Source organism: Stenotrophomonas sp. PUT21 (genome assembly GCF_052232875.1).
GTDB lineage: Bacteria > Pseudomonadota > Gammaproteobacteria > Xanthomonadales > Xanthomonadaceae > Stenotrophomonas > Stenotrophomonas maltophilia_N.
The window spans coordinates 1393634-1419681 of the sequence record NZ_CP197645.1 but is presented as its reverse complement, the minus strand read 5'-3'; the positions used below and the strand labels follow the sequence as shown (position 1 = coordinate 1419681).

Here is a 26048-nt window from a genome sequence, read left to right as displayed (position 1 = left end):
CAACCCTCACATTGACCCCACGGGACGCACTCCAGCGACGATCACGCGCAATTGACAATTCTCTAATCAGGAATATTGTTGTCTGATTGAGATGGTTTTAAAGGGATCGTCACATGCGTGCGTTGTCAGGGCTTGTCGCGTTGTGTTGTGGGCTGTTGCTGTCCTTCCAGGCCGATGCACAGCGGCCACCGTCCCCACCCGAGGGGGTGACACCGCCCGCCGGCGCCGGGTCCGTTGCCCGGTTGACCGCCGACGATGCGACCACCTGGCTGGATGGCTTCATGCCGTATGCCATCGCGCGGGGCGATATCGCCGGCGCGGTGGTCACCGTGGTCAAGGACGGCAAGATCCTGGTCCGTCGTGGCTACGGCGTCTCCGATGTGGAGAAGCAGACGCCGGTGGATCCGGACCGCACCCTGTTCCGGATGGCGTCGGTCTCCAAGCTGATGACCTGGACCGCAGTGATGCAGCTGGTGGAAGCCGGCAAGCTGGATCTGGACGCGGACATCAACCAGTACCTGGATTTCAAGGTCCCCGAACGCGGCCTGCCGATCACGCTGCGGCAGCTGATGACGCACACCGGTGGCTTCGAGGCCAACATCAAGTACATGTGGACCAGCGAGGCGGTGGCCGAGGCCGGCGGCATCGAGCTGGGCCCGTACCTCAAGCGCCGCGTTCCGGCGCAGATCTTCGCGCCGGGTACCGTGCCGGCATATTCGAACTACGGCACCAGTCTGGCCGGCTACATCGTCGAGCGCGTCTCGGGCCAGCCGTTCGCCGAATACGTCGAGCAGCACATCTTCGTGCCGCTGCAGATGCAGCACGCCAGCTTCCGCCAACCGCTGCCGCCGGCGCTGCGCGCCGTGGTCAGCAAGGGCTATGCGCTGGGCTCGGGCAAGCCGCGTGACTTCGAAGTCACCCCCTCCGCGCCGGCCGGTGCGCTGTCGGCCACCGGCAGCGACATGGCGCGTTTCATGATCGCGCACCTGAGTGCGGCCAGCGGCCATGACACTGCGATCCTGAAAGCGGCGACCAGCCAGCTGATGCTGACCCCGCAGACCCGTTTCGCGCCGCCCCTGAACACCATGGCGCTGGGGTTCTACGAGATCGACGTCAACGGCCAGCGTGTGGTCTCCCACGCCGGTGACACCTACTCGTTCCACTCGCAGCTGTTCCTGTTCCGCGACCACGATGTCGGCCTGTTCGTCTCGCTCAACAGCGCCGGCGCCAATGGCATCACCGGTCCGATCCGGCGTGAACTGCTGGAGAACTTCGCCGACCGTTACTTCCCGGCTGGCGCCCCCGCCGCGGCACCGGTGGTCGATGCCGCGCTCGCCAATCAGCAGGCACGTCTGCTGGCCGCGCCAAGCTACCTCGATTCGCGCCGCGCCGAGACCGGTATCGGCCGCACCGGCATTCTCACCCAGACGCGCCTGGAAGCTCTTGAGGATGGCAGCCTGCGTCTGCCGCGCCTGAAGCAGCCCAATGGGCAGCCGACCACCTTCAAGCCGATCGCACCGTGGGTATGGCGGGCGAGCAACAGCGAACTGCGCCTGGCCGCCATCCTCAAGGACGGCCAGCCGGTCGGCTTCGCGGTGGATTCCTCCTCGCCGTTCAACGTGTTCCAGCGCGCGGAAGGCTATCGCTCCGCGCTGTGGCTCAAGCCGCTGCTGACCGCTGCGGTGGCCGTGTTGGCGCTGTCCGCGCTGGCGTGGCCGATTGCCGCGTTCGTCCGCCGTCGGCATGGCCGTGTGCTGGGCTGGCCGCGCAGGACGCTGCTGGCCTATCGCCTCAGCCGCGCAGCGTGCTGGTTCATGCTGCTGGTGCCTGCCGCAGGGATGGCGGTGATGGCGTGGGCGTCGGCGGATTTCGCCCGCCTGGATGATCGTCTGGATCCGGCCGTGATCGGGCTGGGCATCGCCGCGGTGATCGCGATCATCGGCGGCATCGGTTCCACCGCCTGGAATCTGGTGCAGACCTTCCGCGCCGGACGCGGCTGGCTGGCGCGCCTGTGGGCCGTGCTGCTGCTGGTCTCGGCCTGCGTGCTTGCCTACGCCCTGGTCCTGATGGGCCTGGCCGACTTCGCTCTCAACTACTGACCCGTAGCCCCGCTCCGGGGCTGGAGACACCCTGTGAAACTGACCCTGCAGATCGACTCGCTTGCGTTGCTGGCCCCGTTCCGGATCAGCGGCTACGTGTTCGAACACGCCCCGGTACTGCGCGTGGAACTGGAAGACGGCGGCCATCGCGGCCGTGGCGAAGCCAGTGGCGTGTACTACTTCGATGACACCCCCGAGCAGATGCTGGCCACGCTGGAACTGCTGCGTGCGCGGATCGAAGCCGGCATCACCCGCGCCGAGCTGCAGCAGCTGCTGCCGCGCGGCGGCGCGCGCAATGCACTGGACTGCGCCCTGTGGGATCTGGAAGCCAGCCGCACCGGCAAGCCTGCCTGGGCACTGGCCGGTCTGTCGCAGACGCGTCCGTTGCTGACTACGTGGACGCTCGGCGCCGATGACCCGGCGACGATGCAGTCGATCGCGACCGGACGCTACGCACCTGCCAAGGCGCTCAAGCTCAAGCTCAGCGGCGACCTGGATATCGACATCGAGCGCGTACGCGCGGTGCGCAAGGTGCGCCCGGATGTGTGGATGGGCGTGGACGCCAACCAGGGCTATACGGTGGATGCGCTCGATGCCCTGATCCCGGTGCTGCTGGAGAACGACATCAAGCTGCTGGAACAGCCGCTGCCGCGCGGCCGCGAAGCCGAGCTGAAGGGCTTTGCGCGGCCGCTGCCGTTCGCTGCCGACGAGAGCGTGCAGGACGTTTCGGAAGTTGAGGCGCTGGCGGGTCTGTTCGACGTCATCAACATCAAGCTCGACAAGGCCGGTGGGCTTACCGAAGGCCTGGCGATGGTCGGCAAGGCACGCTCGCTGGGCATGCAGGTGATGGTCGGCAACATGATCGGCAGCAGCTGGGCGATGGGGCCGGCCTTCATCGTGGGCCAGCATTGCGATGTGGTCGATCTGGATGGGCCGTTGTTCCTGCGCGACGACCGCGTGCCGGGCCTGCGTTACGACGAGGGACTGGTGCATTGCGACGACGCCGTGTGGGGCAAGGGAGTGCAGGCATGAGTCTCTTGCGCCCACTCATCTCCGGCCTGCTGCTGGCCTCGACCGCCGCGTTCTCGCCGCTGCATGCGCAGGCGCCCACGCCCGTTGCTGCGCCGGCGCCGGCACCGGCAGCTGCCGAGGCCACTGACCGCATCGCGCCCGCACCGGCCGCCACGGGCACCTTGGATGCGGCCCGCGTCGATACCTTCCTGGATGGCTTGGTGCCCTACCTGATGGCCCAGGGCGATCTCGCCGGCGCCGTGGTCACCGTGGTCGAGAACGGCAAGGTCGTCACCGAACGCGGCTTCGGCTTTTCCGATGTCGAAAAGCGCACCCCGGTGGATCCCAGGACCACCCTGTTCCGCCCCGGCTCGATCTCCAAGCTGTTCGTCTGGACCTCGGTGATGCAGCTGGTCGAACAGGGCAAGCTGGACCTGGACGCCGACATCAACACCTACCTGGACATCAAGGTCCCGGCCAAGGGTGAGCCGATCACGCTGCGCCAGATCATGACCCACACCAGCGGTCTGGAAGAGCGCATGCGCTACCTGATCGTGCTGGGTCCGGACCATCCGGCCAACCGCGACAACTACCTCAAGGAGTGGGTGCCCAACCAGATCTCCACGCCCGGCACCACGCCGGCGTATTCCAACTACGCCACCGGCATCGCCTCCTACATCGTCGAACGCGTCAGCGGCCAGCGCTTTGAGGATTACGCCAGGCAGCACATCCTGCAGCCGCTGGACATGCAGTACGCCAGCTTCGAACAGAAGCTGCCGGCCGAACTGCTGCCGCACGCTGCCAAGGGCTATCTGCTGGGTTCGGGCAAAAGCTACCCGGCCGAGAAGAACACCGCGCCGGGCGTGGGCGGTCTGTACGCCTCCGGTTCGGCGATGTCCCGTTTCATGATGGCCACGCTCAACCATGGCGAACTGGACGGCCAGCGCATCATGCGCGCGGAAACCAACGCGCAGATGCTGACCCCGCAGCCGGCGATCCTGCCGCATCTGCCGCGCATGGCCCTGGGCTGGATGGCCTCGGACACCGGCGGCTACGACACCCGCTCGCATGGCGGCACGATGCTGTTCTTCTACTCGTGGCTGTGGATGATTCCGGAACGCAACATCGGTGTCTTCGTGTCCACCAACAGCGTGGGGCGTGATGCCGCTGGTTCTGCGCTGCGCGCCCAGGTGTGGGAGCGCTTCGTCGAGAACTTCCTGCCGACCCTGCCGATCGAACGCGCCGGCCCGGGCGTCGATGCGGCGATGGCGCGCGAGCACGCCGCAGCGCTGGCCGGGACGAGCTGGCAGAGCACGCGCCGCTCGGACAGTTCCTATCTGCGCATGCTGACGCTGTTCGCACCGATCCGCGTGCACCCGCAGGAGGACGGCACGATCACCGTCGATGGCCAGAAGGGCCTCAACGGACAGCTGCTGCGCTGGCGCGAAGTGTCCCCCTGGCTGTGGCAGCAGGAAAACGGCCGCGGCCTGTTGGAAGTGAAGGTCAAGGATGGGCGGCCGGTGTACTTCTCCGGCGGGCCGTTCGCCTCGGTGTTCGGCTTCGAGCCGATCCCGGGCTGGCGCTCGCCGGCGTGGCTGCGCCCTGCCCTGTTCGTCGCGCTGGGGCTGCTGACGCTGTCGGCCGTCCTGCGCATCGGCGGCGTGTTCGTGCGCCGTTACTACGGCGCCACCGCACCGCTCGAGGCCCGTGGCCTGCGCTGGCTGCAGACGCTGTCGGTCACCACGCAGCTGGGCACGGTGGTTGCCTGGGCGCTGTATGTGAAGTCGATCGCTGGCCCGGGCGCCATTTCCTCGTACACCAACGGGCCGTTGATCCTGGTGCAGGCGTTGTCCTGGCTCAGCGTTGTCGCTGCCATCGCACTGGTCTGGGTGGCCGTCCGCGCGCCGGCCAGCTGGCCGCGCGTGCGTCGTTACGGCGCCTGGGTGGTCGCGTTGGCAGGCCTGGTGGTGGCGTTCGTCGCCATCACCCAGCGCCTGATCAGCACCGGCCTGCAGCTCTGACCCCCGGACGCCCCGCCCGATGACCCTCGACGCACCGCGCAAGGCCTGGTTCGGGCAACCGCCAGGCCTGACCATCCTGTTCCTCACCGAGATGTGGGAGAAATTCTCCTACTACGGCATGCGGGCGCTGCTGGTCTATTACATGACCAAGCAGCTGCTGTTCTCGCAGGAACAGGCCTCGATGGTCTATGGCCTGTACACCGCGCTGGCCTACCTCAGCCCGGTATTCGGCGGCATGCTGGCCGACCGCTGGCTGGGCAAGCGCCGTGCCGTGATCCTGGGCGGGGCGATCATGGCGTTCGGCCATTTCCTGATGGCCTTCGATGCGCTGCTGTATCCGGCCCTGCTGGCGATCGTGCTCGGCAACGGGTTGTTCCTGCCGACCCTGCCCGGCCAGGTCGGCGATCTCTACCAGCGCGATGATCCGCGCCGTGGCTCGGCGTTCAACGTGTACTACGTGGGCATCAACCTCGGTGCGTTCCTCGCCCCGCTGATCTGCGGCACGCTGGGTGAGGTGTATGGCTGGCACGTCGGTTTCTCTGCCGCCGGCATCGGCATGCTGCTCGGCCTGGTGATCTACATCACCGGCCGCCGCCACCTGCCACCGGATCCGCCGCGCAGCGAACGCGCCACACTGCCGTTCTCGGCCCTGTGGCAGCCGGCCTATCGCCCGCTGCTGCAACTGATGACGATGATCGCCGGCTTGATCGTGATCTTCCGTCTGGCCTACGAGCAGATCGGCAACACCATCGCGATCTGGCTCGACACCGGCGTGGACCGCGTGCTCACTGCGGACTTCACCCTGCCGATGACCTGGTTCTTCTCGCTCAATCCGCTGCTGGTGTTCCTGATCACGCCATTGCTGGTGCGTCGCTGGACACGGCAGGCACGCGACGGCCGCGAGCCGGCTGCACTGACCAAGATGGCGATCGGTGCCGCGGTGGTCGGGCTGTCGTTCGCCCTGGTCGCGGTGCTCGGCGGTGACCCGTCGGCCAAGGTCGGCTGGCTGTGGGCCGCGCTGTTCTTCGTGATCTTCACCTTCGGCGAGCTCTTCATCCTGCCGGTGGGACTGGGCCTGTTCGCCCGCCTGGCGCCGGTGGGCTTCGGTGCCACGATCATCGCGTTCTGGTTTCTGGCCTCGTTCGGCGGCAACCTGCTGGCCGGCGCGGTCGGCACGCTGTGGTCAACGCTGTCCAGCGCGGTGTTCTTCTCGTTGATGGCCGGCACCTGCATGCTTGTTGCGATGCTGCTGCTGCGCCTGGAACGACGTGCCCGACCGTTGCTCGCCGCCAATGCTGCACCTGCACAGCACGAGGCCACCCCGGCCGACGGCGCCGTGCGCGCGGGTTGACGTCACCACGCTGGCCCGCAGGCCGGCCGCCGCGGTGATGGCGGCCGATAGCGGCCCGTTCTCCGGCGTACGCGGCACGGACCGCGCGACCGGGCGAACACGGCCTCCGGACAGTCTCGAAATGCTGCGACGCAATAGTCCTTGATAGGACGATGTTTTCTGATTGCGCTTGACATATACCTGATCAGACTAAATATTCCTTACATAGGATTTGTAGGGATGTCGAAATGCCCGATCAGTTTCCGTACGACCCCCGCCGCCGGTTTTGCCGCGCGGCTGCACTGACCGCCAGCCTCCGCGCCGCGCGCGCCGCTGGCCAGCAACACGGCCTGGCACCTGCCAACGCCCGTCGTCTGCCACTTCATTCCCCCACGCCCCCTCCCTTCACCGACGTGCCAACCCGGCGCGGCTTCGACAGCGCGCGCGTCCTCTCCCCACCACGGTGGTTCCCGCCGTGCACGGCCGTCGTTCTTCCTGCCTGACCCCGTTCCTGATTCCAGAGAGCCCGCCACATGCGCAAGCCGATGAAACGCTCGATCCTCGCCTCCACCGTCACCCTGTGCTGCATGGGCCTTGCCACCACGGCGATGGCCCAGGATGCGGACGCCGATGGCAGCCGCAGCACGCCCGATGTCGTCGAACTCGATCGCGTGGTGGCCACCGCGCAGAAGCGCAGCGAGAACGTCATGGAAGTGGCCGCCGGCGTCAGCGTGATCAGCGAAGAGCGCCTCGAAGCGTTTGGTGCGACCCGCTTGAACGACTTCGCCGCCTACGTGCCCGGCTTCCAGGTGGACAGTGGTGGCGCACCGGGCCAGACCACCATGGCACTGCGCGGTGTGGCACCGCTCGGCGGCGGTTCGATCATCGGTACCTACATCGATGACACCCCGATCGGCCCGAGCAGCAACAAGCAGCGCGCTACCACCTACGCGCTGGATCTGCTGCCCTATGACATCCAGAGCGTGGAAGTACTGCGCGGCCCGCAGGGCACCCTGTATGGCGCCAGCTCGATGGGCGGGCTGTTCAAGTACATCACCAAGGCGGCCGATCCGGATGGCTTCGAGTTCCGCGCCGGCATGGACGTCAATGCCACCAAGGAAGCCGGCGATGTCGGCACCGGCGTACGCACCTCGTTCAACGTGCCGCTGATCGAAGGCAAGCTGGGCCTGCGTGCCAGCCTGTCGCGCCAGGGCACACCCGGCTATGTGGATCAGCCCGACCTCACCGGCGAGGACGCCAAGGACAGCAACGGCTATTACCAGCTGGCCTCCCGCCTGGCGCTGACCTGGCGCATCAGCGACACCGCCAACCTGCGCGTGCAGGCGTTGTCGCAGATCGTGGATGCCGACAATTCCAGCGCGGTGGGCCTGACCTATCCCACGCTGGAACCGATCCGCGGCCCGCTCGAAGGCATCCTGCAGCGCGCCACGCCGTACCGAATGGAAACCGACTACTACTCGGCGATCCTGGACTGGGATCTGGGCAACGTCGATTTCGTCTCCGCCACCAGCTTCTCTGAAACGCGCATGGACGAAGTGCAGGATTCCACGCTGGTCTACGGCGCGGCGTGGCCGCTGCTGACGCCGTACCCGGCCGGCCAGGCGCAGTTCGATGTGTTCCTCGGCACCCGCAAATGGACCCAGGAATTCCGCCTCAGCTCCAAGGAGAACGAACGCTTTGAATGGTTGCTGGGCACCTTCTTCACCGGCGAGAAAAACACCAACCGCCAGCAGGTCAGTGCCTACGATGCCAACGGCATCCCGCTGCCGTTCAATCCCGGCACCGCCAGCCTGCCGGGCACCTATGACGAGCAGGCGATCTTCGCCGACGTCACGTACAAGTTCAGCCCGCGCTTCGACGTTTCCGCCGGCGTGCGGCACGCACGCAACCAGCAGGATTTCGAGCAGCACAGCATCGGCCTGCTGTACGGCCCGCGGCCGATCGATCTGGCCGACTCCGCCGATGACAGCGTGACCACGTGGAAGCTGGCCTCGCGCTGGCACCTCAACGACAGCGCGATGATCTATGCGCGCTACGCCACCGGCTACCGCCCGGGGGGACCGAACGTATCGACCTCCGGCGTGGTGCCGATGACCAAGGCCGATACCCTGGACAACCTCGAGCTCGGCTTCAAATCGCACTTCTGGGACCGCCGCGCGATGATCGATCTGGCATTGTTCCGGATCGACTGGGACGACATCCAGGTGCGCGTCTCCGAGAACGGCCTGAGCTGGATGGGCAACGCCGGCAGCGCGCGCAGCCAGGGTGCGGAACTGAGCCTCATGGTGCGCCCGGCCGAGCGCCTCACGCTTGGCCTCAATGCCGCCTACATCGATTCGAAGATCGGTGACGTACCGGCCTCCAGCGGCCTGGTCTCGGGCAGCCGGATGCCGATGACGCCGCGGCTGAGCTGGTCGAGCACCATCGATTACGACTTCGATGTGAGTGACCAGTGGCAGGGCCGGGTCGGTGCCGGCTATCGCGTCACCGGCGAGCGCGTGGCCGGGGCGTACGACATCGACAGCTACAACGCGCTGGACCTGCATGCCGAACTGACCAACATGACGTGGACGGTCCGCCTGTACGCCCGCAATGCCACGGATGAGCGTGCCTACGTGTCCACCGGCTCGGTGCGGGACGCGCTCAACCGCTACGTCGCGGTGACCGGGGTGCCGTTGCAGCCCCGCACGATCGGCATGTCGATCGACTATCGCTACTGAGTGCCCCAGCACCGTGCCCGGTGGCGCGCATGCCGTCGCCCGGCACACCGTCGGAAAAGAGACTAAAGAAGTATCCTGATTGGGTTGCATATTCTCTGATTAGGACATATACATACCCAACCAGGTCTAACAACTGCGAGCCCATCGTCGTGAATGCCTCCCCTCTCTTCTCTCCCCCGACTACTGGATCCCCCATGAGCGCAACGCCCACCGCTGCCGTACAGGCCCTCGCCGCCCTCCCCCAGCCGTACCTGCTGTTCCTGGGTGATACCACCGAAGCGGGCTTCGCCAAGACCGCCATCGGCCTGCATGACTGGGCGCCGGAAGTGTGCGTGGCCGAATGGAGCCTGCCGGGCTGCCCGATCAGCACCGGCCTGCCGAGCATGACGCCGGCACAGGCGCGCGCCGCCGGTGCGCGTGCGATGGTGATCGGCGTGGCCAACGGCGGTGGCGTGATTCCGCCGCAGTGGCTGCCGGCCCTGGTCGACGCCTTGGAAAACGGTCTGGACCTGGTCAGCGGCATGCATCAGAAGCTGGGTGACATTCCGGAACTGGCGGCCGCGGCCGAACGCCACGGGCGCGAACTGATCAACGTGCGCGTGCCGCCCCGCGGCATTCCGGTCGGCAACGGCCGCAAGCGCACCGGCAAGCGCGTGCTGACCGTCGGCACCGACTGCGCGCTGGGCAAGAAGTACACCGCACTGGCACTGGCGCGCGGCCTGCGCGGGCTCGGCGTGGATGCCGACTTCCGTGCCAGCGGCCAGACCGGCATCCTGATCGCCGGCAGCGGCATTCCGATGGACGCGGTGGTCGCCGATTTCTCCGCCGGCGCCGCCGAACTGCTCAGCCCGAATGCGGCCGACGATCACTGGGATGTCATCGAAGGCCAGGGCTCGCTGTTCCACCCCGCCTACGCCGGTGTCAGCCTCGGCCTGCTGCACGGCAGCCAGCCGGATGTGTTCGTGGTCTGCCACCAGCCGGGGCGCAAGCATGTACTCGGCTATCCGGACTACCCGCTGCCCTCGATCGAGGAAGTGATCGCGTTGACCGTGCAGCTGGGGCGCCGGACCAATCCTGATATCCGCTGCGTCGGCGTCAGTCTCAACACCCATGGCATGACCGACGCCGCGGCGGCCGCCGCCTGTGCCGAAGTCAGCGCGCGTCTTGGTCTGCCGGTGGCCGACCCGATGCGGCAAGATGGGGAATTCAACCGTTTGCTGGAGGCCTGCATCGCATGAAGATGACATCCCGTACCTTGAGCCTGTGCGTGGCGGCGTTGCTGGGCCTGAGCCCGCTCGCCGCGTTCAGTGCCAGCAAGACCAGCCCGGTGGAAACCGAAGTTGCGCGGCTGGCCACCCTGATCGACGGCAAGGTCGGTGTCTCGGCGTGGCGCCTGGATGGCAAGGGCGAGCAGGTCCATCTGAATCCCGATGAAGGGTTCCCGATGGCCAGCACGTTCAAGGTTGCGGTCGCGGCGGTCATCCTGACCAAGGTGGATGCCGGCGAACTGGCGTTGACCACGATGGTGCCGGTGCCGAAATCGTTCTATGTCGATTCGGAAGTGATCGCGGACCGCTTCATCCATGACGGTGTGAGCCTGTCGGTGCACAACCTGCTGGAGGTCATGCTGACCCAGAGCGACAACACCGCCACCGACGTGCTGGTGGCGCAGGCCGGCGGACCGGCCGCGGTCACCGCCTGGCTGCGCGCACAGGGCATCGAAGGCCAGCGCCTGGATCGCAACACCCGCCAGCTGCTGAGCGATATCTTCGGCCTCGGCGATGAGCCGCTGACCAAGGAACGCGTCGCCGAACTCACCCTCGATCCGGAGGTGGTCAAGCGCACCAAAGCCGGCAACGAAGCCTTCGACAAGGATCCGCGCGACACCTCCACGCCGCGCGCGATGTCGACCCTGTTGACCAAACTGTTCACCGGCAAGGCCCTGAGCCCGGCCAGCACCGAGGTCCTGGTGCAGATCATGGAACGTTGCCGGACCTGCAGCGCGCGCCTGCGTGGCAGCCTGCCGCCGGGCACCAAGGTGGCCGACAAGAGCGGCACCGTGGCCGGCACCGTCAATGATGTCGGCGTGGTCACCCTGCCCGATGGCAGCCAGTTCGCGATCTCCGTGTTCGTCAAAGCCAGCAATGCTCCACGCAGCGAACGTGAGCGTGTGATCGCCGAGATCGCCCGCACCGTGCGCGACTTCTACCTGCTGCAGCCGACGGCCGCGCGCAAGTGACCGCCGCCGCCAGCCGGTTCCAGCGGTATCTGTTGCCCGGCCTGGCGTTCAAGTCCGCCGTGATCGGCGGCGGATACGCGACCGGCCGTGAGCTGGCGGAGTTTTTCCTGCCATCGGGCCCCTGGGGCGGCCTGGCCGCGATGGTGTTGTCGATGCTGATCTGGAGTGTGATCTGCATCCTGACGTTCCTGTTGGCCCGGGCGATCCGGGCCAACGATTACCGCACCTTCTTCCGGCATCTGTTGGGCCGTGGCTGGTGGACCTTCGAAGTGGCCTACCTGGCGCTGATCGTGGTGGTGCTGGCGGTATTCGGCGCGGCCGCCGGCGAACTCGCCGCGACCATGTTCGGCTGGCCGCGCATCGTCGGCACGCTGGTGCTGGTGGCGATCATCACCGGCGTGGTGCAGGCGGGCACCACCGCCGTCGAACGCATGTTCAAGCTGATGTCGGCCTTCATGTACCTGGTCTACGCCATTGCCGCGTGCCTGATACTCTATCGCTTCGGCGGCGGCGCGATGGCGCAGCTGTCCAACACCCATGAGCTCGGCCAGGACTGGGTGCTCAACGGCGTGACCTACGCCGGCTACAACATGTTCGCGGCGGTCTCGATCCTGCTGGTGGTGCGCCACCTGCTGTGCCGGCGCGATGCGGTGATCGCCGGCGCCCTGGCCGGCCCGTTGGCGATCCTGCCGGCCATCGTGTTCTACGTCTGCATGATCGCGTTCCTGCCGGACATCGCCGACGCGCCCCTGCCCTCGGACCTGATGCTCGGCCAGCTCGGCCTGCCGTGGTTCCAGTGGTTGTTCCGGCTGATGATCATGGTCGCGCTGGTCGAAACCGGAGTCACGCTGATGGCCTCGGTGGACGGCCGCATCAGCGTCAACTGGAAAGAGCGCACCGGCGCTGCCCTCGGCCGCGGCATGCGGGTGGCGATCATTGCCGCCATTCTGCTGATGGCCGTATTCCTGGCCGATGGCATCGGACTGGTCGCGCTGATCGCGAAGGGCTACCGGCTGCTGGCCTACGCCATCCTGGCCACCTACGTGGTGCCTTTGCTGACGTACTCGGCGTGGCAGATCTGGACGCGCCGTGGGCAGGCCTTCACCGCGCCCGTCGGTGAGCTGCCCGATCCGCGTCCTGCCCTGGCCGATGCACTCGGCGCTCACCCGCCACAGGCAAAGACCAGGAACTGATGCAGTGCGCGTGCCGGCGCGGACAGGTCTTCGTCCGGGCGCCAGACCAGGCCGACTTCCATCGGCGGCACCGCGTCGGTGAGGGTGCGTACGTCGATCCGGCGCCCCTCCAGCGACCACGGCCGATAGACCATGTCCGACAGGATGCTCACCCCGAAGCCATAGGCGACCATGCCGCGCAGCGCTTCCAGCGACGAGGTGCGGAACACCACGTTGGGTTCGCGCCCGACCGAGCGCCAGTAGCGCATCGCCGACTCCTGCCCTTCGTCGACCATCAGCATGATGTACGGATACGGCTCGACGTCGGCCGGGCTGATCACCGGCAGCTGCAGCAGCGGATGCGACTCGGCCAGCCACAGCTGGCGGCGCGAGCGGATCAGTACCTGCCGCCGCAGCACATAGGGCTCGGCCATGTTGGAAATGATGCACAGCCCGAAATCGAGGTCGCCGCTGCCGACGCCCTGCTCGATCGCGGCACGGTCCATGTCCACCAGATCCACCTCCACCTGCGGGTAGGAGCGCTTGAAGCGCGCCAGCAGGCTCGGCAGGAAGTAGCCGAGCACGGTGTAAGACGCGCCGATCCTCACCCGGCCCGGCAGGGTGTTGGCCAGGAACATCGGCTCGCTGAGCGCGTCCTGCAGGGTGTCCAGGATGTGCCGCACATGCTGGTGGAACCGGTGCCCCTCGGCGGTCAGCCCGACCCCGTGCGGCATGCGGTCGAACAGCTTCAGGCCCAGCGAGGCTTCCAGCTGGGCGACCGCCGTGGTGATCACCGACTGGGAGACGTGCAGCTTGCGCGCGGCCTGTGAGAACTGGCCCAATTCGGCCGCTTCGGCAAAGTACCGGAGCTGGCGCAGGGTCATGTTGGCGGGGATTTGCATGCACGGGCTCCCACGGAACGAAGATATCTGAATAAACAATACCTCATACGCAATTAAACAAATTTACGATAAGCCGCTGTGCCTCTAGACTTCACACTGGGTGCAATGCGCCATGGCCCCAGCCGCCTTGCAAGCGCTGGTCCTTACCCGCTTCGCGACGAGATCCTGACCGGATGTCGGCGCGCCAACATCGCCATTACCGTTGCCCCCCGCCTGCGGTATGCCTGTAGCTCCATGACCCAAGCCCAGCGAGGCCCCTGACATGTCATCACCCCAGATCCCCGCCACGAGTGAACCGTTGCGTTTGCACGTGCCCGAGCCCAGCGCCCGTCCCGGCGAGGCCACCGACTTTTCCTATCTGAAGCTGAGCCCCGCCGGCGCGGTCGACAAGCCGCCCGTGGATGTGAGCGCCAGCCAGACCGCACCGCTGACCAGCCAGCTGATCCGCGTGCTGGACGACAACGGCGACGCCGTGGGCCCGTGGGCCGCCGATATCGACGACGCCGTGCTGCTGCGTGCCATGCACGCCATGCTCAAGACGCGCGCCTATGACGCGCGCATGCTGATCGCCCAGCGCCAGAAGAAGACCTCGTTCTACATCCAGTGCCTGGGTGAGGAAGCCATCGCCGTCGGCCAGACCCTGGCGCTGCGCGATGACGACATGCAGTTCCCGACGTACCGCCAGCAGGGCATCCTGGTCACCAAGGAAGTGCCGATGGTGGACATGATGTGCCAGGTGCTGTCCAACGCCGCCGACCCGCTGAAGGGCCGCCAGCTGCCGATCATGTATTCGTACAAGGATTACGGCTTCTTCTCGATCTCCGGCAACCTGACCACCCAGTACATCCAGGCGGTGGGCTGGGCGATGGCCTCGGCGATCAAGGGCGACACCCGCATCGCCACCGCATGGGTTGGTGATGGCGCCACCGCCGAAGGCGACTTCCACGCCGCGCTGACCTTCGCGCACGTGTACCGCGCACCGGTGGTGCTCAACGTGGTCAACAACCAGTGGGCGATCTCCACCTTCCAGGCCATCGCCGGCGGTGAGAACACCACCTTCGCCGCGCGCGGCGTGGGCTACGGCATTCCGTCGCTGCGTGTGGACGGTAACGATCTGCTGGCCGTGTACGCCGCCTCGCGCTGGGCCGCCGAACGCGCCCGCAGCAACCTGGGGCCGACCCTGATCGAGTGGGTCACCTACCGCGCCGGCCCGCATTCCACCTCGGATGATCCCTCCAAGTACCGCCCTGCCGATGATGCGCAGCAGTTCCCGCTCGGCGATCCGATTGACCGCCTGAAGCAGCACCTGATCAAGCGCGGCCTGTGGAGCGAGCAGCAGCACGACGAACTCCGCGCCGAACTGGATGCCGAGATCCTGCGTGCCCTCAAGGAAGCCGAGACCCACGGGTTGCTCGGCAGCGACAACCGTCCCGGCGCGGCCCTCATGTTCGAAGACGTCTACAAGGACATGCCCGAACATCTCCGTCGCCAGCGTCAGCAGTTGGGAGTCTGAACACATGAGCGGGATTGAACAGAACAACACCGGCGGTACGCCGATGACCATGATCCAGGCGCTGCGCTCGGCGATGGACGTGATGCTGGAACGCGACGACAACGTGGTGATCTTCGGCCAGGACGTGGGCTACTTCGGCGGCGTGTTCCGCTGCACCGACGGCCTGCAGACCAAGTACGGCAAGCAGCGCGTGTTCGATGCGCCGATTTCCGAGAACGGCATCGCCGGCGCGGCGATCGGCATGGCCGCCTACGGCCTGCGCCCGGTCGCTGAGATCCAGTTCGCCGATTACATCTACCCGGCTTACGACCAGATCGTGTCCGAAGCGGCGCGCATGCGCTATCGCTCCGGCGGCAGTTTCACCTCCTCGCTGGTGTTCCGCACCCCGTGCGGCGGTGGCATCTACGGCGGCCAGACCCACAGCCAGAGCCCGGAGGCGATCTTCGCCCATGCCACCGGCCTGCGCACCGTCATGCCCTCCAACCCGTACGACGCCAAGGGCCTGCTGATCGCCTCGATCGAGAACGACGATCCGGTGATCTTCCTGGAGCCCAAGCGCCTGTACAACGGCCCGTTCGACGGTCACCACGACCGCCCGGTCACCGCGTGGTCCAAGTACCCGGACAACCTGGTGCCGGAGGGCTACTACAACGTGCCGCTGGACAAGGCCGCCATCGCCCGCGAAGGCAAGGCACTGACGATCATTACTTACGGCACCACCGTGTGGGTGGCCAAGGCCGCCGCCGAAGATGCCGGGATCGATGCCGAAGTGATCGACCTGCGCAGCCTGTGGCCGCTGGATCTGGAGGCCATCGTCACTTCGGTCAAGAAGACCGGCCGCTGCATCGTGCTGCACGAAGCCACCCGCACCTGCGGCTTCGGCGCCGAACTGGTCGCGCTGGTGCAGGAGCATTGCTTCTACCACCTGCAGGCCCCGGTGGAACGCGTTACCGGCTGGGACACCCCGTATCCGCACGCGCAGGAATGGGACTACTTCCCGGGTCCGTCCCGGGTCATCGATGCAATGCAGCGCGTGCTGGAGGACTGAACCATGGGACATCACGTCATCAAGATGCCGGACATCGGTGAAGGTATCGCCGAAGTCGAACTGATCACCTGGAAGGTCGAGGTCGGTGGCCCGGTCGCCGAAGACCAGGTCGTGGCCGAAGTCATGACCGACAAGGCCATGGTCGAGATCCCCTCGCCCGTGGCTGGCACCGTGGTCTCGCTGGGCGGCAAGCCCGGCCAGATGATGGCCGTGGGCAGCGAGCTGATCCGCCTGGAAGTGGAAGGCGCCGGCAATGCCAGCGCCGCCAGTGCGCCGCCCGCCGCCGCACCGGCCGAACCGGTTGCTGCACCCAAGGCGGCCGCGCCTGCGCCTGCTGCAGCGGCTGAAGCAGCACCGGTTGCCGCGCCGGCCAAGGCCGTTGCAGCGCCCGCCCCCGCCGCTGTCGCCAAGCAGGACGCGCGCGGCGCGGTGACCAACGGCGTGCTCAACGCCGGTGAAGCCCCGCTGGCGTCGCCGGCCGTGCGCCGCCGCGCCTGGGACCTGGGGATCGAGCTGCGCTACGTGCCGGCTACCGGCCCGGGTGGCCGCATCCTGCAGGCCGATCTGGACGCCTACGCCGCCGCCGGTGGCAAGGCGCAGCCGGTTGGCGGCAGTGCCGGCGGCAGCAGCTACGCGCGCCGTACCGGCGAGCAGCAGGTACCGATCATGGGCCTGCGCCGCAAGATCGCGCAGAAGATGCAGCAGTCGTGGTCGACCATTCCGCACATCACCTATGTGGAAGAAATCGACGTCACGGAAGTGGAAGCCCTGCGCGCCAAGCTCAACGAGCGCTGGGCCAAGGAGCGCGGCAAGCTGACCCTGCTGCCGCTGCTGGCACGCGCCGTGGTGCTGGCCGCACGCGACTTCCCGCAGATGAACGCCCGCTTCGATGACCAGGCCAACATCGTGACCCGCTATGAGGGCGTGCAGCTGGGCATCGCGACCCAGAGCGAGGTCGGCCTGTCGGTGCCGGTGGTCGCGCATGCCGAGTCGCTGGACCTGTGGCAGACCGCCAACGAGATCGCGCGCCTGGCCAATGCCGTGCGCGTGGGCAAGGCCACCCGTGAGGAGCTGTCCGGCTCGACCATCACCATCAGCAGCCTCGGCGCGGTGGGTGGTGTGGTGTCGACCCCGATCATCAACCATCCGGAAGTGGCGATCGTCGGTGTGAACCGCATCATCGAACGCCCGATGTTCCGCGAGGGCCAGGTCGTGGCGCGCAAGCTGATGAATCTGTCGTCCTCGTTCGACCATCGCATCGTCGATGGCATGGATGCGGCCGAGTTCGTGCAGGCGATCCGTACGCGCCTGGAAACCCCGGCCCTGCTGTTCGTGGAGTAAGCGATGTCCAATACCCTTCAAACCCAGCTGCTGATCATCGGCGGCGGCCCCGGCGGTTACATCGCCGGCATCCGCGCCGGCCAGCTCGGCGTCAAGACCATCGTGGTCGAGGGCGTCAATCCGGGTGGCACCTGCCTCAACATCGGCTGCATTCCGTCCAAGGCGCTGATCCATGCCGCCGAGGAATTCGCCAAGGTCACCGCGTATGCGGCGGGCACCTCGCCGCTGGGCATCAGCGTGCAGGCCCCGTCGCTGGACCTGGCCAAGACCGTCGCGTGGAAGGCCGGCATCGTCAAGAAGCTGACCGGTGGTGTCAGTGCACTGCTGAAGAAGAACGGCGCGCAGCTGATCAAGGGCTGGGCCACGATCGTCGACGGCAAGACCGTCGAGATCGCCGGTGCCGCCGACGATGGCGGCACGCTGCGCATCAGCTGCGAGCACCTGCTGCTGGCCACCGGCTCGGTGCCGGTGGAACTGCCGTTCCTGCCGTTCGGTGGCAAGGTCATCTCCTCCACCGAAGCCCTCTCGCCGACCTCGCTGCCGAAGCAGTTGATCGTCGTCGGTGGCGGTTACATCGGCCTGGAGCTGGGCACGGTGTACCGCAAGCTCGGCTGCGAGGTCACCGTGGTCGAGGCCCAGGAACGCATCCTGCCGGCCTACGACGCCGAGCTGACCAAGCCGGTGGCCACGCACCTGGAGAAGTCCGGCGTGAAGCTGCTGACCGGCCACAGCGTGCTCGGCCTGGCCGACAACGGCCAGCTGCGCGTGCGCGACAAGGACGGTAACGAAATCGCGCTGGACGCCGACCAGATCCTGGTCGCGGTCGGCCGTCGCCCGAAGACTGACGGCTTCAATCTGGAATCGCTGCAGCTGGATCTGACCGGCAAGGCGATCAAGATCGATGACCAGTGCAAGACCTCGATGCGCAACGTGTGGGCGATCGGCGACGTTGCCGGTGAGCCGATGCTCGCGCACCGGGCGATGGCGCAGGGCGAACTGGTGGCCGAGATCGTCAGCGGCAAAAAGCGCCACTTCGTGCCCGCCGCGATTCCGGCGGTTTGCTTCACCGACCCGGAAATCGTGGTGGTCGGGCTGTCACCGGACGAAGCCAAGGCGCAGGGCATCGACACCAAGGTCGCACTGTTCCCGTTCGCGGCCAATGGCCGTGCGATGTCGCTGGAATCCGCCGATGGCTTCGTGCGCGTCGTCGCGCGCAGCAGCGACCACCGCATCCTCGGCTGGCAGGCCGTGGGCGTGCAGGTCTCGGAGCTGTCGATCGCCTTCGTGCAGTCGATTGAGATGGGCGCCACGTTGGAAGACATCGCTGGCACGATCCATCCGCACCCGACGCTGGGTGAGGCGGTGCAGGAAGCGGCGCTGCGTGCGTTGGGGCATGCGTTGCATATCTGAGGCAGGTCCGAGCCATGCTCGGACGCCCTGACAGGCACGCAAACAAACGGCCCGCATTGCGGGCCGTTTGTTTGTTGGCGTAAAACGATGCGGCACGCGCGTGTGCCGATCTATGCCACATGGCGCGATGACCGGCCGTCAGATCCCTACTTCTGGATGCTGCTGGAATCCGGCGCCGAGTTCTTTTCCATCTTCAACCGCTCAACCAACCGCTGCCCCACCTCCAGCGCCGAAGCCGGGTTCTGCCCGGTAATCAGCTCACGGTCCACCACCACATGCCCGGTCCACGGCGTGGCGTTGCTGCTGAACCGCGCACCCGCCCGCTGCAGCGCCGTCTGCGGGTAGAACTTCATCTCACCGCCGCCCAGCAGCGGCTTGGCCTGCTCTTCTTCCTGGTTGCTGATCACCGTCATCTGGTAGCCGCTGTAGATCCACTTAGGCCTAGCCGGCATCGCACCCGCTTCCAGCGTCGCCACGAAACCACCAGCATCCGCCAGCGTGGACAGCAGCGCTATCGGTCCGTGGCAGACCAGCGCGGTGGTCTTGTTGCGCTGGTGGAAGTCGGTCAACAGCCGCCCCAAGGCCGGGCTCTTCAGCAGGTCCTGCATCGGTGCGTGGCCACCGGGAATGTAGACCGCATCGAAACGCGCGTAGCCCTGCTGCTCAATACGCGCCAGGCTGACCACCGGCGAGGTGGTCGGCGAGGTAAGCGCAAGTTTCTCCAGCAGATCCTTGTGCAACTTCAACTGCGCCGCATCGTTGCCGAAGTACGCGGGCGTCACCGAGGACGCATCCACCATCGGCGCCCGCCCCTGCGGCGTGGCGAAGGTCACCTCGTGGCCGGCGTCCAGCAGCAGCTTGACCGGCTGCATCAACTCGTTGAGATAGAAGCCAGTGGACAGCACCTTGCCGTCCTTCAGGTCCAGGTGGTTTTCGTCGGATAGCACTACCAGCACGTTGGCGGCATGGGCACTTGTGGCAGCCAGGGTCAGGGCCAGCGCTGCGGCCAGCCGGGTCATCAGGTTCATGGAGAGCTCCTATCGGGGAATGGCCGCCACTTTATTCATCGCCCCAACGGCGATAAATTGGCCCCATCGCAAAACATCTGTTCCCCGGAGAGCCAAATGAGCCGCAAGTTCGACTACCTGGGCGATGTGGAGGTGTTCATGGCGGTAGTCGAACACGGCTCCTTCACCGCCGGCGCGGTGGCGCTGTCCACCACCCCGTCGGTGCTGAGCCGCGCGGTCACCCGCCTGGAAGCGCGGCTGGGCCGCCAGCTGCTGCAGCGGACCACCCGCCGCGTGGGCCTGACCGACGCCGGGCGGCTCTACCGGGAACAGGTGCGCACCGCCTTCGGCCTGCTGGACGACGCCGAGCGCGACGTACTGGCCCAGGACGGTGCGCTGGCCGGCCGCGTGCGCCTGAGCGTGCCCACCACCTATGGCCACTACCGGCTGCCGCCCGTGCTGGCGCACTTTGCGCAGCAGTACCCGCAGGTGCAGGTGGAACTGAACATCACCAACCGCAACGTGGACCTGGTGGCCGAAGGCTTCGACCTGGCCATCCGCCTGGGCCAGCTGCCAGACAGTGGGCTGGTGGCGCGCAAACTGGAAAACGCCCCGCTGTTGCTGGTGGCTTCGCCGGAGTACCTGCAGCGCCGAGGTACGCCGCAGACGCTGGACGACCTGCAGCAGCACCTGTGCCTGCCCTTCGTGATGCCGCGCACCGGGCGGCTGGCGCCGTGGGTGTTCCGCGACGGTGGGCGCGACGTGGACTGGCTGCCGCGTTCGTCCATCGAAACCTCCGACGATGTGCTGGGCGTGGTGTCGCTGGCGGAACAGGGTATTGGGATCTGCCAGAGTTATGAGTTCATCGTGCACGAGCGATTGCTGCGTGGGCAGCTGGTGGAGGTGTTGCCGCAGCTGCGCGGGAGATCGCGACCGTTCTCGGTGATCTATGCGCCGCATCGACGGCAGTCGGCGGCGGCGCGGGCGATGATTGAGTTGCTGGTGGGGAATGCTGCGGTGGTTGGGGATGGTGCTGGTTGAGGCAATACTGCTCGTTGGCGGTGTCGCGTTTGAACCTGTTTACGGACTGTGGGATTGAACGGCGGCGGTTGCCAGCGGGTGCGGACTAAGAACTGTTGTAAAGAAGGCCGTCGCGCTATTCGCTTGTGGCGCGGGCGATTGCGTCATTTCGAATCGCAATCCACAGTGCATCTGCGCGAATGCGTCTGGCAGTGTCGCGTACTGCACGAATGGTGCATGTCACAATAGTTCTTCGCTCTCGAATTCCGCGGTTCCTTCGTGACTTTCTATTGGCATTCGAAGCGGCGGCGTAACCAACATGACGTGCCACCGACTACGGGTGGCTCCGGGTCTGCAAACCCGCGATGAGCAACGACTGTTGTTTACGCTTGCCCGTCGGCACCGTCCTTAACCGGTGCCAGCGGGCAATCCGTCGGCCTTTCTGGCGGGCGGTGCGTGGGGGTCTTCGGACCCACCGGTCATTCGTTGCTTCATCCCGGTTTGCAGCCACGCACCGTCCGCCACCCGTCTACACGGTGGCGCTGTTAAGCACAGCCACGGAAGCCGACGCCATGAACGAGTCCGACACCTTCTCTTCGTACACCGTTGTTGAACCCATCAACGACGACACTCCCCTGCCCGACCTGAACCACCTGCTTGGCATCCTCAAGCGCATGCGCGGCTGCGAAGGCGCAGATGGGCATCTCTGGCCAGAAACCGATGTGTCTCCTGGACGCCGCGTGAGCCTCGCCAGGAGCGAGCGTGCGATGGTCGGGGCACTCACGGTCCTGGAACTGCTGCACGCTGCAGACCGCTGCCGCGTGGCAGCGGATCCGGAGCGGCATTTGGATGAGGGGGTAGTGGATGGGTTGTTTCTGGCTTGCCGGGGGGTTGGTTGAGTGGGCTTGCCACGAAGTCAGACCGGAGTGACGTGCTTTCCGGACCATACCTACGGCAGACTTCGTCGAGCATCACATCGAACAATGTCCGCTTCCGACTAGTAGCGGACGCCCAGAACGTTCTGTTAGGCGACGGGAAAACTCCATTCACTGCCATTGATTACCAAAACCAGCAAACTGGAGCACAGATCGCGCTCGGGGATTAACCGCGTCTGCGCGTGATTTCGCGAAGCCGCAGGTAACGTGCATCCTGCTCAAGCTCTGTCACAGCCTCTGCAATCTCATCTAAGCACTGACTTAGCTCGACCGGCCCCCCTTGTGGATCGCAAATCACGGCATTCAGCAGGGTCAATGCAACGTCCGCGAAGGCTCTGCACAGGCCCGACTCGTGCAAAAGGTACAGGATATAGTCCGGGTGCTCGACCGGCTGTAGCCAATCCTGCACTGCACCTACGGCTGCCGGAAATTCGCCGCGGGCAGCAATCACCAGACGGGTCAATGAATCGGCAATGCGCGGCGTAGCAATGTCGCGAGATTTTGGCCAGACTTCATGCCAGAAAGGTTGCACCCGGTTCTTCCAGTAGTCTTCACGCTGATCGGCTGCGCCTTCAAGTGCTTGCAATAGCGCTTGGGCGCATTCTTCCAAGCCTTCTTGTGGGAGCGCGCCAAACGCAGATCGGAACTCTTCAGCGGTGTATCCATCGACTGGCACCAACGCGGCGTATGTCAAGAAGGTCGCAAACTGCCGCCGATGCTCTCCCAAATCGAGGTAGTGATTTGCGCTATCCAGGAACTGCGACTTGAAGGCCATCAACAACGGTTGATACAAGCGTGGCGACCAAAGAAAACCTTCCCACAGAGCCTGCGCTTCAGCGGGATTCTCCCAGCTGAACAGCGGCAGGAGGTACTGTTCGGTCCAGGGTCGATCAACTCGAAAGATTGCAATGAGCCGTGACCCAAGCAGAACTCGACCGTGGCGGAATCGATCTACCTCCACGTCGCACAGAAGGGTAAAGATCGGCTTGATGTTCACTGCAAGCAGATCATTGTCACTTGGAGCATCTTTGAACCACAGGTTGATCAAGGCCTGCGTAGCCTGTCCGACGGGATGATTGATCGCAGCGCCGACGGGGTTACACACCTCCACTCCATCACGTATGAGGCGAGAGCCTAAATCTTCATCCAGCGGAAGCGCCAAGACGCGCCGGCAGATGCTAATTAGGATGTCTTCATGGCAACTGATGGACTTAGAGGCAGCCTCCAACCACCACGTGATGGCGCGGCTAGTTTCCTGAAACACGGCATCAGGCATTGTCACTACTATCGGCGCGGCGTAATGCCAAGATCGCGCGACCGTCTCATCCTCGGCCCAAGTCTGAAGCGCGTCGCGCCATCGCTCAGCTGGCCACACATCTTCTCTTGCTAGATCGCCAAGGGCGAACAAGCTGTGGAAGAAGCGCGTACGGCAGACGTCACGCCACGTATCTTCGTAGAAAGGCCGCCGCTCGGGTATTGGCTTTGCTAGCCACTGCACTAGTTCCTGCCGCTTCCGGGGCGCAATGTCGACGTCCCGGGTCTCTTGGTAGTCAGGGTCACCGGTGCCGCTCATCCAATGTGAGAACTCGTCACGCTCGTTGGTGGCCAACCGCCATTGCGGATAAGAAACGGATATTTCAGCCAAACGCTCCGCCGCTGGCACACCCAGAACAAGTCCCGATGAACTCAGTTTAGCCAAGTGTAGCCAGATGGACCGAGCCGCCAACTCTTGCCAGCGCCCCGCTTCCAAGTCGTCGCGGTACATTTCACGCGGTGGACCAGCCAAGATCGCGCTTTCCAGACGCCCCTGCAACTCCCCCTCCAAGTGCCTGCCCCGCAGAACGAGTAGCCTAAATACTTCGCGCCTCGTGTTAGGCGACCACAGCCACCAAGTTTCGTTTGCCAGCAACCAGTCCACCCATTGCTCGGGCTGGACGCAGTCTTCTTCGCTTGCGGCGAAAAGAGCCAACCTCTTGAACGTTGGGTATGGCAACTCGAACCAGCCCTCGGCGTAGCGGCGCGCGCGCGCTATCGCTTGAGCGGACCATCAGCCACGCATCGCGCAGTAGTTCGATCAGGCTTACCCAGTCGTGGAAACCACGGTTCTGCCAGTGCGGCGTGATGGACGGCAAATCCCAGTATGAGCGGTCGCTGCGGTCGTCCGCCTCGCCCAACTCTCTCGACAAGTCCAATGCGTCACGTAGAAGTTGCTGGATATCCTCGAGCAAAACCGGCAACACAGACTTCCATGACTCGTCGGAAAGGTCGCGCAAGGTCGAGTGCACGTGATCTGCGCTCAGCACTAGCTCCCAGTCAACCAGTTGTTTGATGCGCGTGAGTTCCTGGCTGTCACTCGAATCGTCCTCGCCCCAACGAAACGGCTTCTTCAATACCACCTTCGGCGCAAGCAAATCTCGCAATTCTAGGCGCATGGTAGTGGTCAACCCCTCACGCTTTAGACGACCTTTCCATCGGTACAGATCGCCATTGCGCCAATGTGACTTCAACCGTCCACTAAGCAGGAGTCGCCACAAGGTGCGGGTCAACAAACCGGGAACAGCTTTGGGTGATTGCAAGCGAATTTCGTCGAGTTCAGAGGTATTGCCATCGCGCTCCAGCCTTGCAACGAGATCGAGCTGGTGCTCGATCAACCACTTCCAGCGGTCATGCAATTGCCCCCCGCGCTCGGCAATCCAAATGATCAGCCTCGGATCATCGAGATGTCGCACCAACCAGCGTGCGAGCTGGAACATCACATCGTCCCAATCACTATTACTCACACCGCCACTCACCAGCAACATGGAAGGGGCGCAGTCATACGCCGCGGGCCGGCGAATCAGACTGAATCGCAGCTTGCTATTTACTTCTGCCTGAGGCGGAACACGGAAGCGCGGTAGATCGATGAACGTAAAGCGCTCGTCCGACAGTGGCTCCAGAAGCCAGTCTAGTGGCGGGGCCGGATTGAGCTCCGCAAAACGCTTTGCCGGTAGACCGGACTTATCCGACAGTGCCCACAAAGTGCGCCCGATGAAGTCGTCCTGCCGAGTGCTGTCCTGAGGACGTGCAAAAGCATGTTTGACGATGATGGCTTCTTTCCCTTGAACACCATCGCGATAGGTATCAGCCCAGGCGCGCAAGGTATGGTGCAGTGCCGAATGGGGGTAGCTTCCGGCAGAGGTGGAGTAAAGGATGGGCGTTACGCCCTTGGCCTCCCACTCTATGGTTGCCCGGCGCTCCTCACCCGGTTTGCAATCGCCCAGCGCCCAAGCTTGCGGCGTAACTTCGCCCAGCATCCGATCGGCTGCCAGTGCATCCATCATGTAACGCAGCACCGGATCGTTGATGCTGTAGCCCACGAAGCACACCACGTAGTTGCGGAACAGCTCGCTTACGAACCGCGCGGCCCAGCGCTCCGTGAGGTAAGCCAGACCGAAATCGCCGCTGGTGACCACCAGCCGGTTCAATGCAGTGGCGTCCGTCCTTTCAGGCAGCAAGCCATGTAGGTAGACGAGCCCGTCCCAACGGCTGTTCTTCGGAATTGGCAGCATCGGCGCGGCGTAGGTTTGGAACGTCTGACCTGTGCGCTTGGCAGCTGCGTGAAATATGCGGTCAAAGTTTGTAGTGACCAAACGGACTGCGCCATCGCGACCGCGCGCAAGACGTAGCAGCGCCGCTTGTGTATCGATTGCTCCTTTGCGGCGAAGCTCTGGCTTGAGTGCCTCTGCCAATGCTCGACGAACGGCCAGACGCTGGCCAGGCAAGCGTCTCTCGAGCAAATCGAGGGTTGCGTCGAACTGACCTCGATCAAAGGCCTCGCGCTCAATGTCCGAGAGAGCCGTACCGTTCAGGCGGTAGATCTTTTCTACCAGCCCCTTGAAACCTGGCAGGCCAGCAGGGTAGGAAATTCCCGCGCCACAGAAGAACACCACACGACCTTCTTCGTGCGCCTGCAGGAGCGCGTCCGGGATATCAGGTCCGTCGACGATGAACTGCATTCAGAGTTATTCCTTTTGGAAACATTCTTCAACCAGAGACACCGCTCGACTCTGCGGGTCCGATGCAATTGCAAACGGTACCGCGAAGTCGCGGTAATCGGTGGCACAGGCGTAGGTCACTTCTCCGCCGGATCATGTCCACACTGCCTAACAAGCGGATGGTTGCATTTCTATCGAAACCAGCTGGACCGCGGGGCAGCTTCCGGCCAGCAGCGGTCGTTCACAGCGTCGACTCAAGTCATCCGCATCGCTGCTAGGCTTGAA

18 protein-coding genes are annotated in these 26048 nt (G+C 65.1%); 14 read left to right on the top strand and 4 right to left on the bottom strand.

From position 1 onward, the window contains the following. Positions 1 to 113: 113 nt before the first annotated feature. The 8 genes from ACTT2I_RS06790 to ACTT2I_RS06755 all read left to right on the top strand — a co-directional run bounded on the left by ACTT2I_RS06790 (position 114) and on the right by ACTT2I_RS06755 (position 12634). Positions 114 to 2099 carry a serine hydrolase domain-containing protein gene (locus ACTT2I_RS06790; RefSeq protein ID WP_421099485.1) on the top strand — a complete coding sequence of 662 codons (1986 nt, stop codon included), beginning with the start codon at positions 114 to 116 and terminating at the stop codon, positions 2097 to 2099. Positions 2100 to 2132: 33 nt separating this feature from the next. Continuing rightward, the gene (locus ACTT2I_RS06785) at positions 2133 to 3131 is read left to right on the top strand and encodes a dipeptide epimerase (RefSeq protein ID WP_421099486.1); all 999 of its coding nucleotides are present in this window, start codon (positions 2133 to 2135) and stop codon (positions 3129 to 3131) included. Then, positions 3128 to 5131 (top strand): serine hydrolase domain-containing protein, encoded by a 2004-nt coding sequence (locus ACTT2I_RS06780; protein ID WP_421099487.1) that lies wholly within the window; start codon positions 3128 to 3130, stop codon positions 5129 to 5131. The genes ACTT2I_RS06785 and ACTT2I_RS06780 overlap by 4 nt, the downstream gene beginning before the upstream one ends. 19 nt (positions 5132 to 5150) lie before the next feature. Beyond that, positions 5151 to 6482, top strand: a complete 1332-nt coding sequence (locus ACTT2I_RS06775) for a peptide MFS transporter (protein ID WP_088434377.1) — start codon at positions 5151 to 5153, stop codon at positions 6480 to 6482. A gap of 512 nt (positions 6483 to 6994) precedes the next feature. Then, on the top strand, positions 6995 to 9202 hold the full coding sequence (locus ACTT2I_RS06770; protein ID WP_421099488.1) for a TonB-dependent receptor: 2208 nt from the start codon (positions 6995 to 6997) through the stop codon (positions 9200 to 9202). A 194-nt stretch (positions 9203 to 9396) separates the two neighbouring features. Continuing rightward, positions 9397 to 10440 (top strand): DUF1611 domain-containing protein, encoded by a 1044-nt coding sequence (locus tag ACTT2I_RS06765; RefSeq protein WP_088434375.1) that lies wholly within the window; start codon positions 9397 to 9399, stop codon positions 10438 to 10440. Next, complete coding sequence (gene bla / locus ACTT2I_RS06760; protein WP_293978393.1) at positions 10437 to 11441, top strand: class A beta-lactamase; 1005 nt, start codon at positions 10437 to 10439, stop codon at positions 11439 to 11441. The genes ACTT2I_RS06765 and bla overlap by 4 nt, the downstream gene beginning before the upstream one ends. Then, a complete protein-coding gene (locus ACTT2I_RS06755) occupies positions 11438 to 12634 on the top strand; it encodes a YkvI family membrane protein (RefSeq protein ID WP_421099489.1) in 1197 nt (398 codons plus the stop codon). The genes bla and ACTT2I_RS06755 overlap by 4 nt, the downstream gene beginning before the upstream one ends. Here ACTT2I_RS06755 and ACTT2I_RS06750 read toward each other — a convergent pair. Further along, complete coding sequence (locus ACTT2I_RS06750) at positions 12604 to 13515, bottom strand: LysR substrate-binding domain-containing protein (protein WP_026069764.1); 912 nt, start codon at positions 13513 to 13515, stop codon at positions 12604 to 12606. The genes ACTT2I_RS06755 and ACTT2I_RS06750 overlap by 31 nt on opposite strands. Before the next feature lie 262 nt (positions 13516 to 13777). Between ACTT2I_RS06750 and ACTT2I_RS06745 the strand changes: the two genes are divergently transcribed. From ACTT2I_RS06745 to lpdA, 4 genes are read left to right on the top strand one after another with little or no spacing between them, the layout of a single operon-like run. Then, the gene (locus tag ACTT2I_RS06745; protein ID WP_421099491.1) at positions 13778 to 15028 is read left to right on the top strand and encodes a 3-methyl-2-oxobutanoate dehydrogenase (2-methylpropanoyl-transferring) subunit alpha; all 1251 of its coding nucleotides are present in this window, start codon (positions 13778 to 13780) and stop codon (positions 15026 to 15028) included. 4 nt (positions 15029 to 15032) lie between these two features. Then, on the top strand, positions 15033 to 16076 hold the full coding sequence (locus tag ACTT2I_RS06740; RefSeq protein ID WP_088434370.1) for an alpha-ketoacid dehydrogenase subunit beta: 1044 nt from the start codon (positions 15033 to 15035) through the stop codon (positions 16074 to 16076). Positions 16077 to 16079: 3 nt separating this feature from the next. Further along, positions 16080 to 17417, top strand: a complete 1338-nt coding sequence (locus ACTT2I_RS06735; RefSeq protein ID WP_421099492.1) for a dihydrolipoamide acetyltransferase family protein — start codon at positions 16080 to 16082, stop codon at positions 17415 to 17417. 3 nt (positions 17418 to 17420) lie between these two features. Beyond that, positions 17421 to 18827, top strand: coding sequence for a dihydrolipoyl dehydrogenase (gene lpdA, locus ACTT2I_RS06730; RefSeq protein WP_421099493.1), 1407 nt, complete (start codon positions 17421 to 17423; stop codon positions 18825 to 18827). 146 nt (positions 18828 to 18973) lie between these two features. Here lpdA and ACTT2I_RS06725 read toward each other — a convergent pair whose 3' ends face one another. Beyond that, positions 18974 to 19855: a type 1 glutamine amidotransferase domain-containing protein gene (locus ACTT2I_RS06725; protein WP_421099494.1), complete on the bottom strand. Its 882-nt coding sequence runs from the start codon at positions 19853 to 19855 to the stop codon at positions 18974 to 18976. A 96-nt stretch (positions 19856 to 19951) separates the two neighbouring features. On the opposite strand from ACTT2I_RS06725, the gene ACTT2I_RS06720 reads away from it, so the two are divergent. Together ACTT2I_RS06720 and ACTT2I_RS06715 are read left to right on the top strand one after the other, a co-directional pair. Beyond that, positions 19952 to 20875, top strand: coding sequence for a LysR family transcriptional regulator (locus tag ACTT2I_RS06720; protein WP_421099495.1), 924 nt, complete (start codon positions 19952 to 19954; stop codon positions 20873 to 20875). Between the two features lie 551 nt (positions 20876 to 21426). Further along, positions 21427 to 21753, top strand: coding sequence for a hypothetical protein (locus tag ACTT2I_RS06715; protein WP_421099496.1), 327 nt, complete (start codon positions 21427 to 21429; stop codon positions 21751 to 21753). Positions 21754 to 21955: 202 nt separating this feature from the next. On the opposite strand, the gene ACTT2I_RS06710 is transcribed toward ACTT2I_RS06715, so the two are convergent. Next, positions 21956 to 23602, bottom strand: coding sequence for a hypothetical protein (locus ACTT2I_RS06710; RefSeq protein ID WP_421099497.1), 1647 nt, complete (start codon positions 23600 to 23602; stop codon positions 21956 to 21958). 58 nt (positions 23603 to 23660) lie between these two features. Next, on the bottom strand, positions 23661 to 25784 hold the full coding sequence (locus ACTT2I_RS06705) for an SIR2 family protein (protein ID WP_421099498.1): 2124 nt from the start codon (positions 25782 to 25784) through the stop codon (positions 23661 to 23663). Between the last annotated feature and the right edge of the window lie 264 nt (positions 25785 to 26048).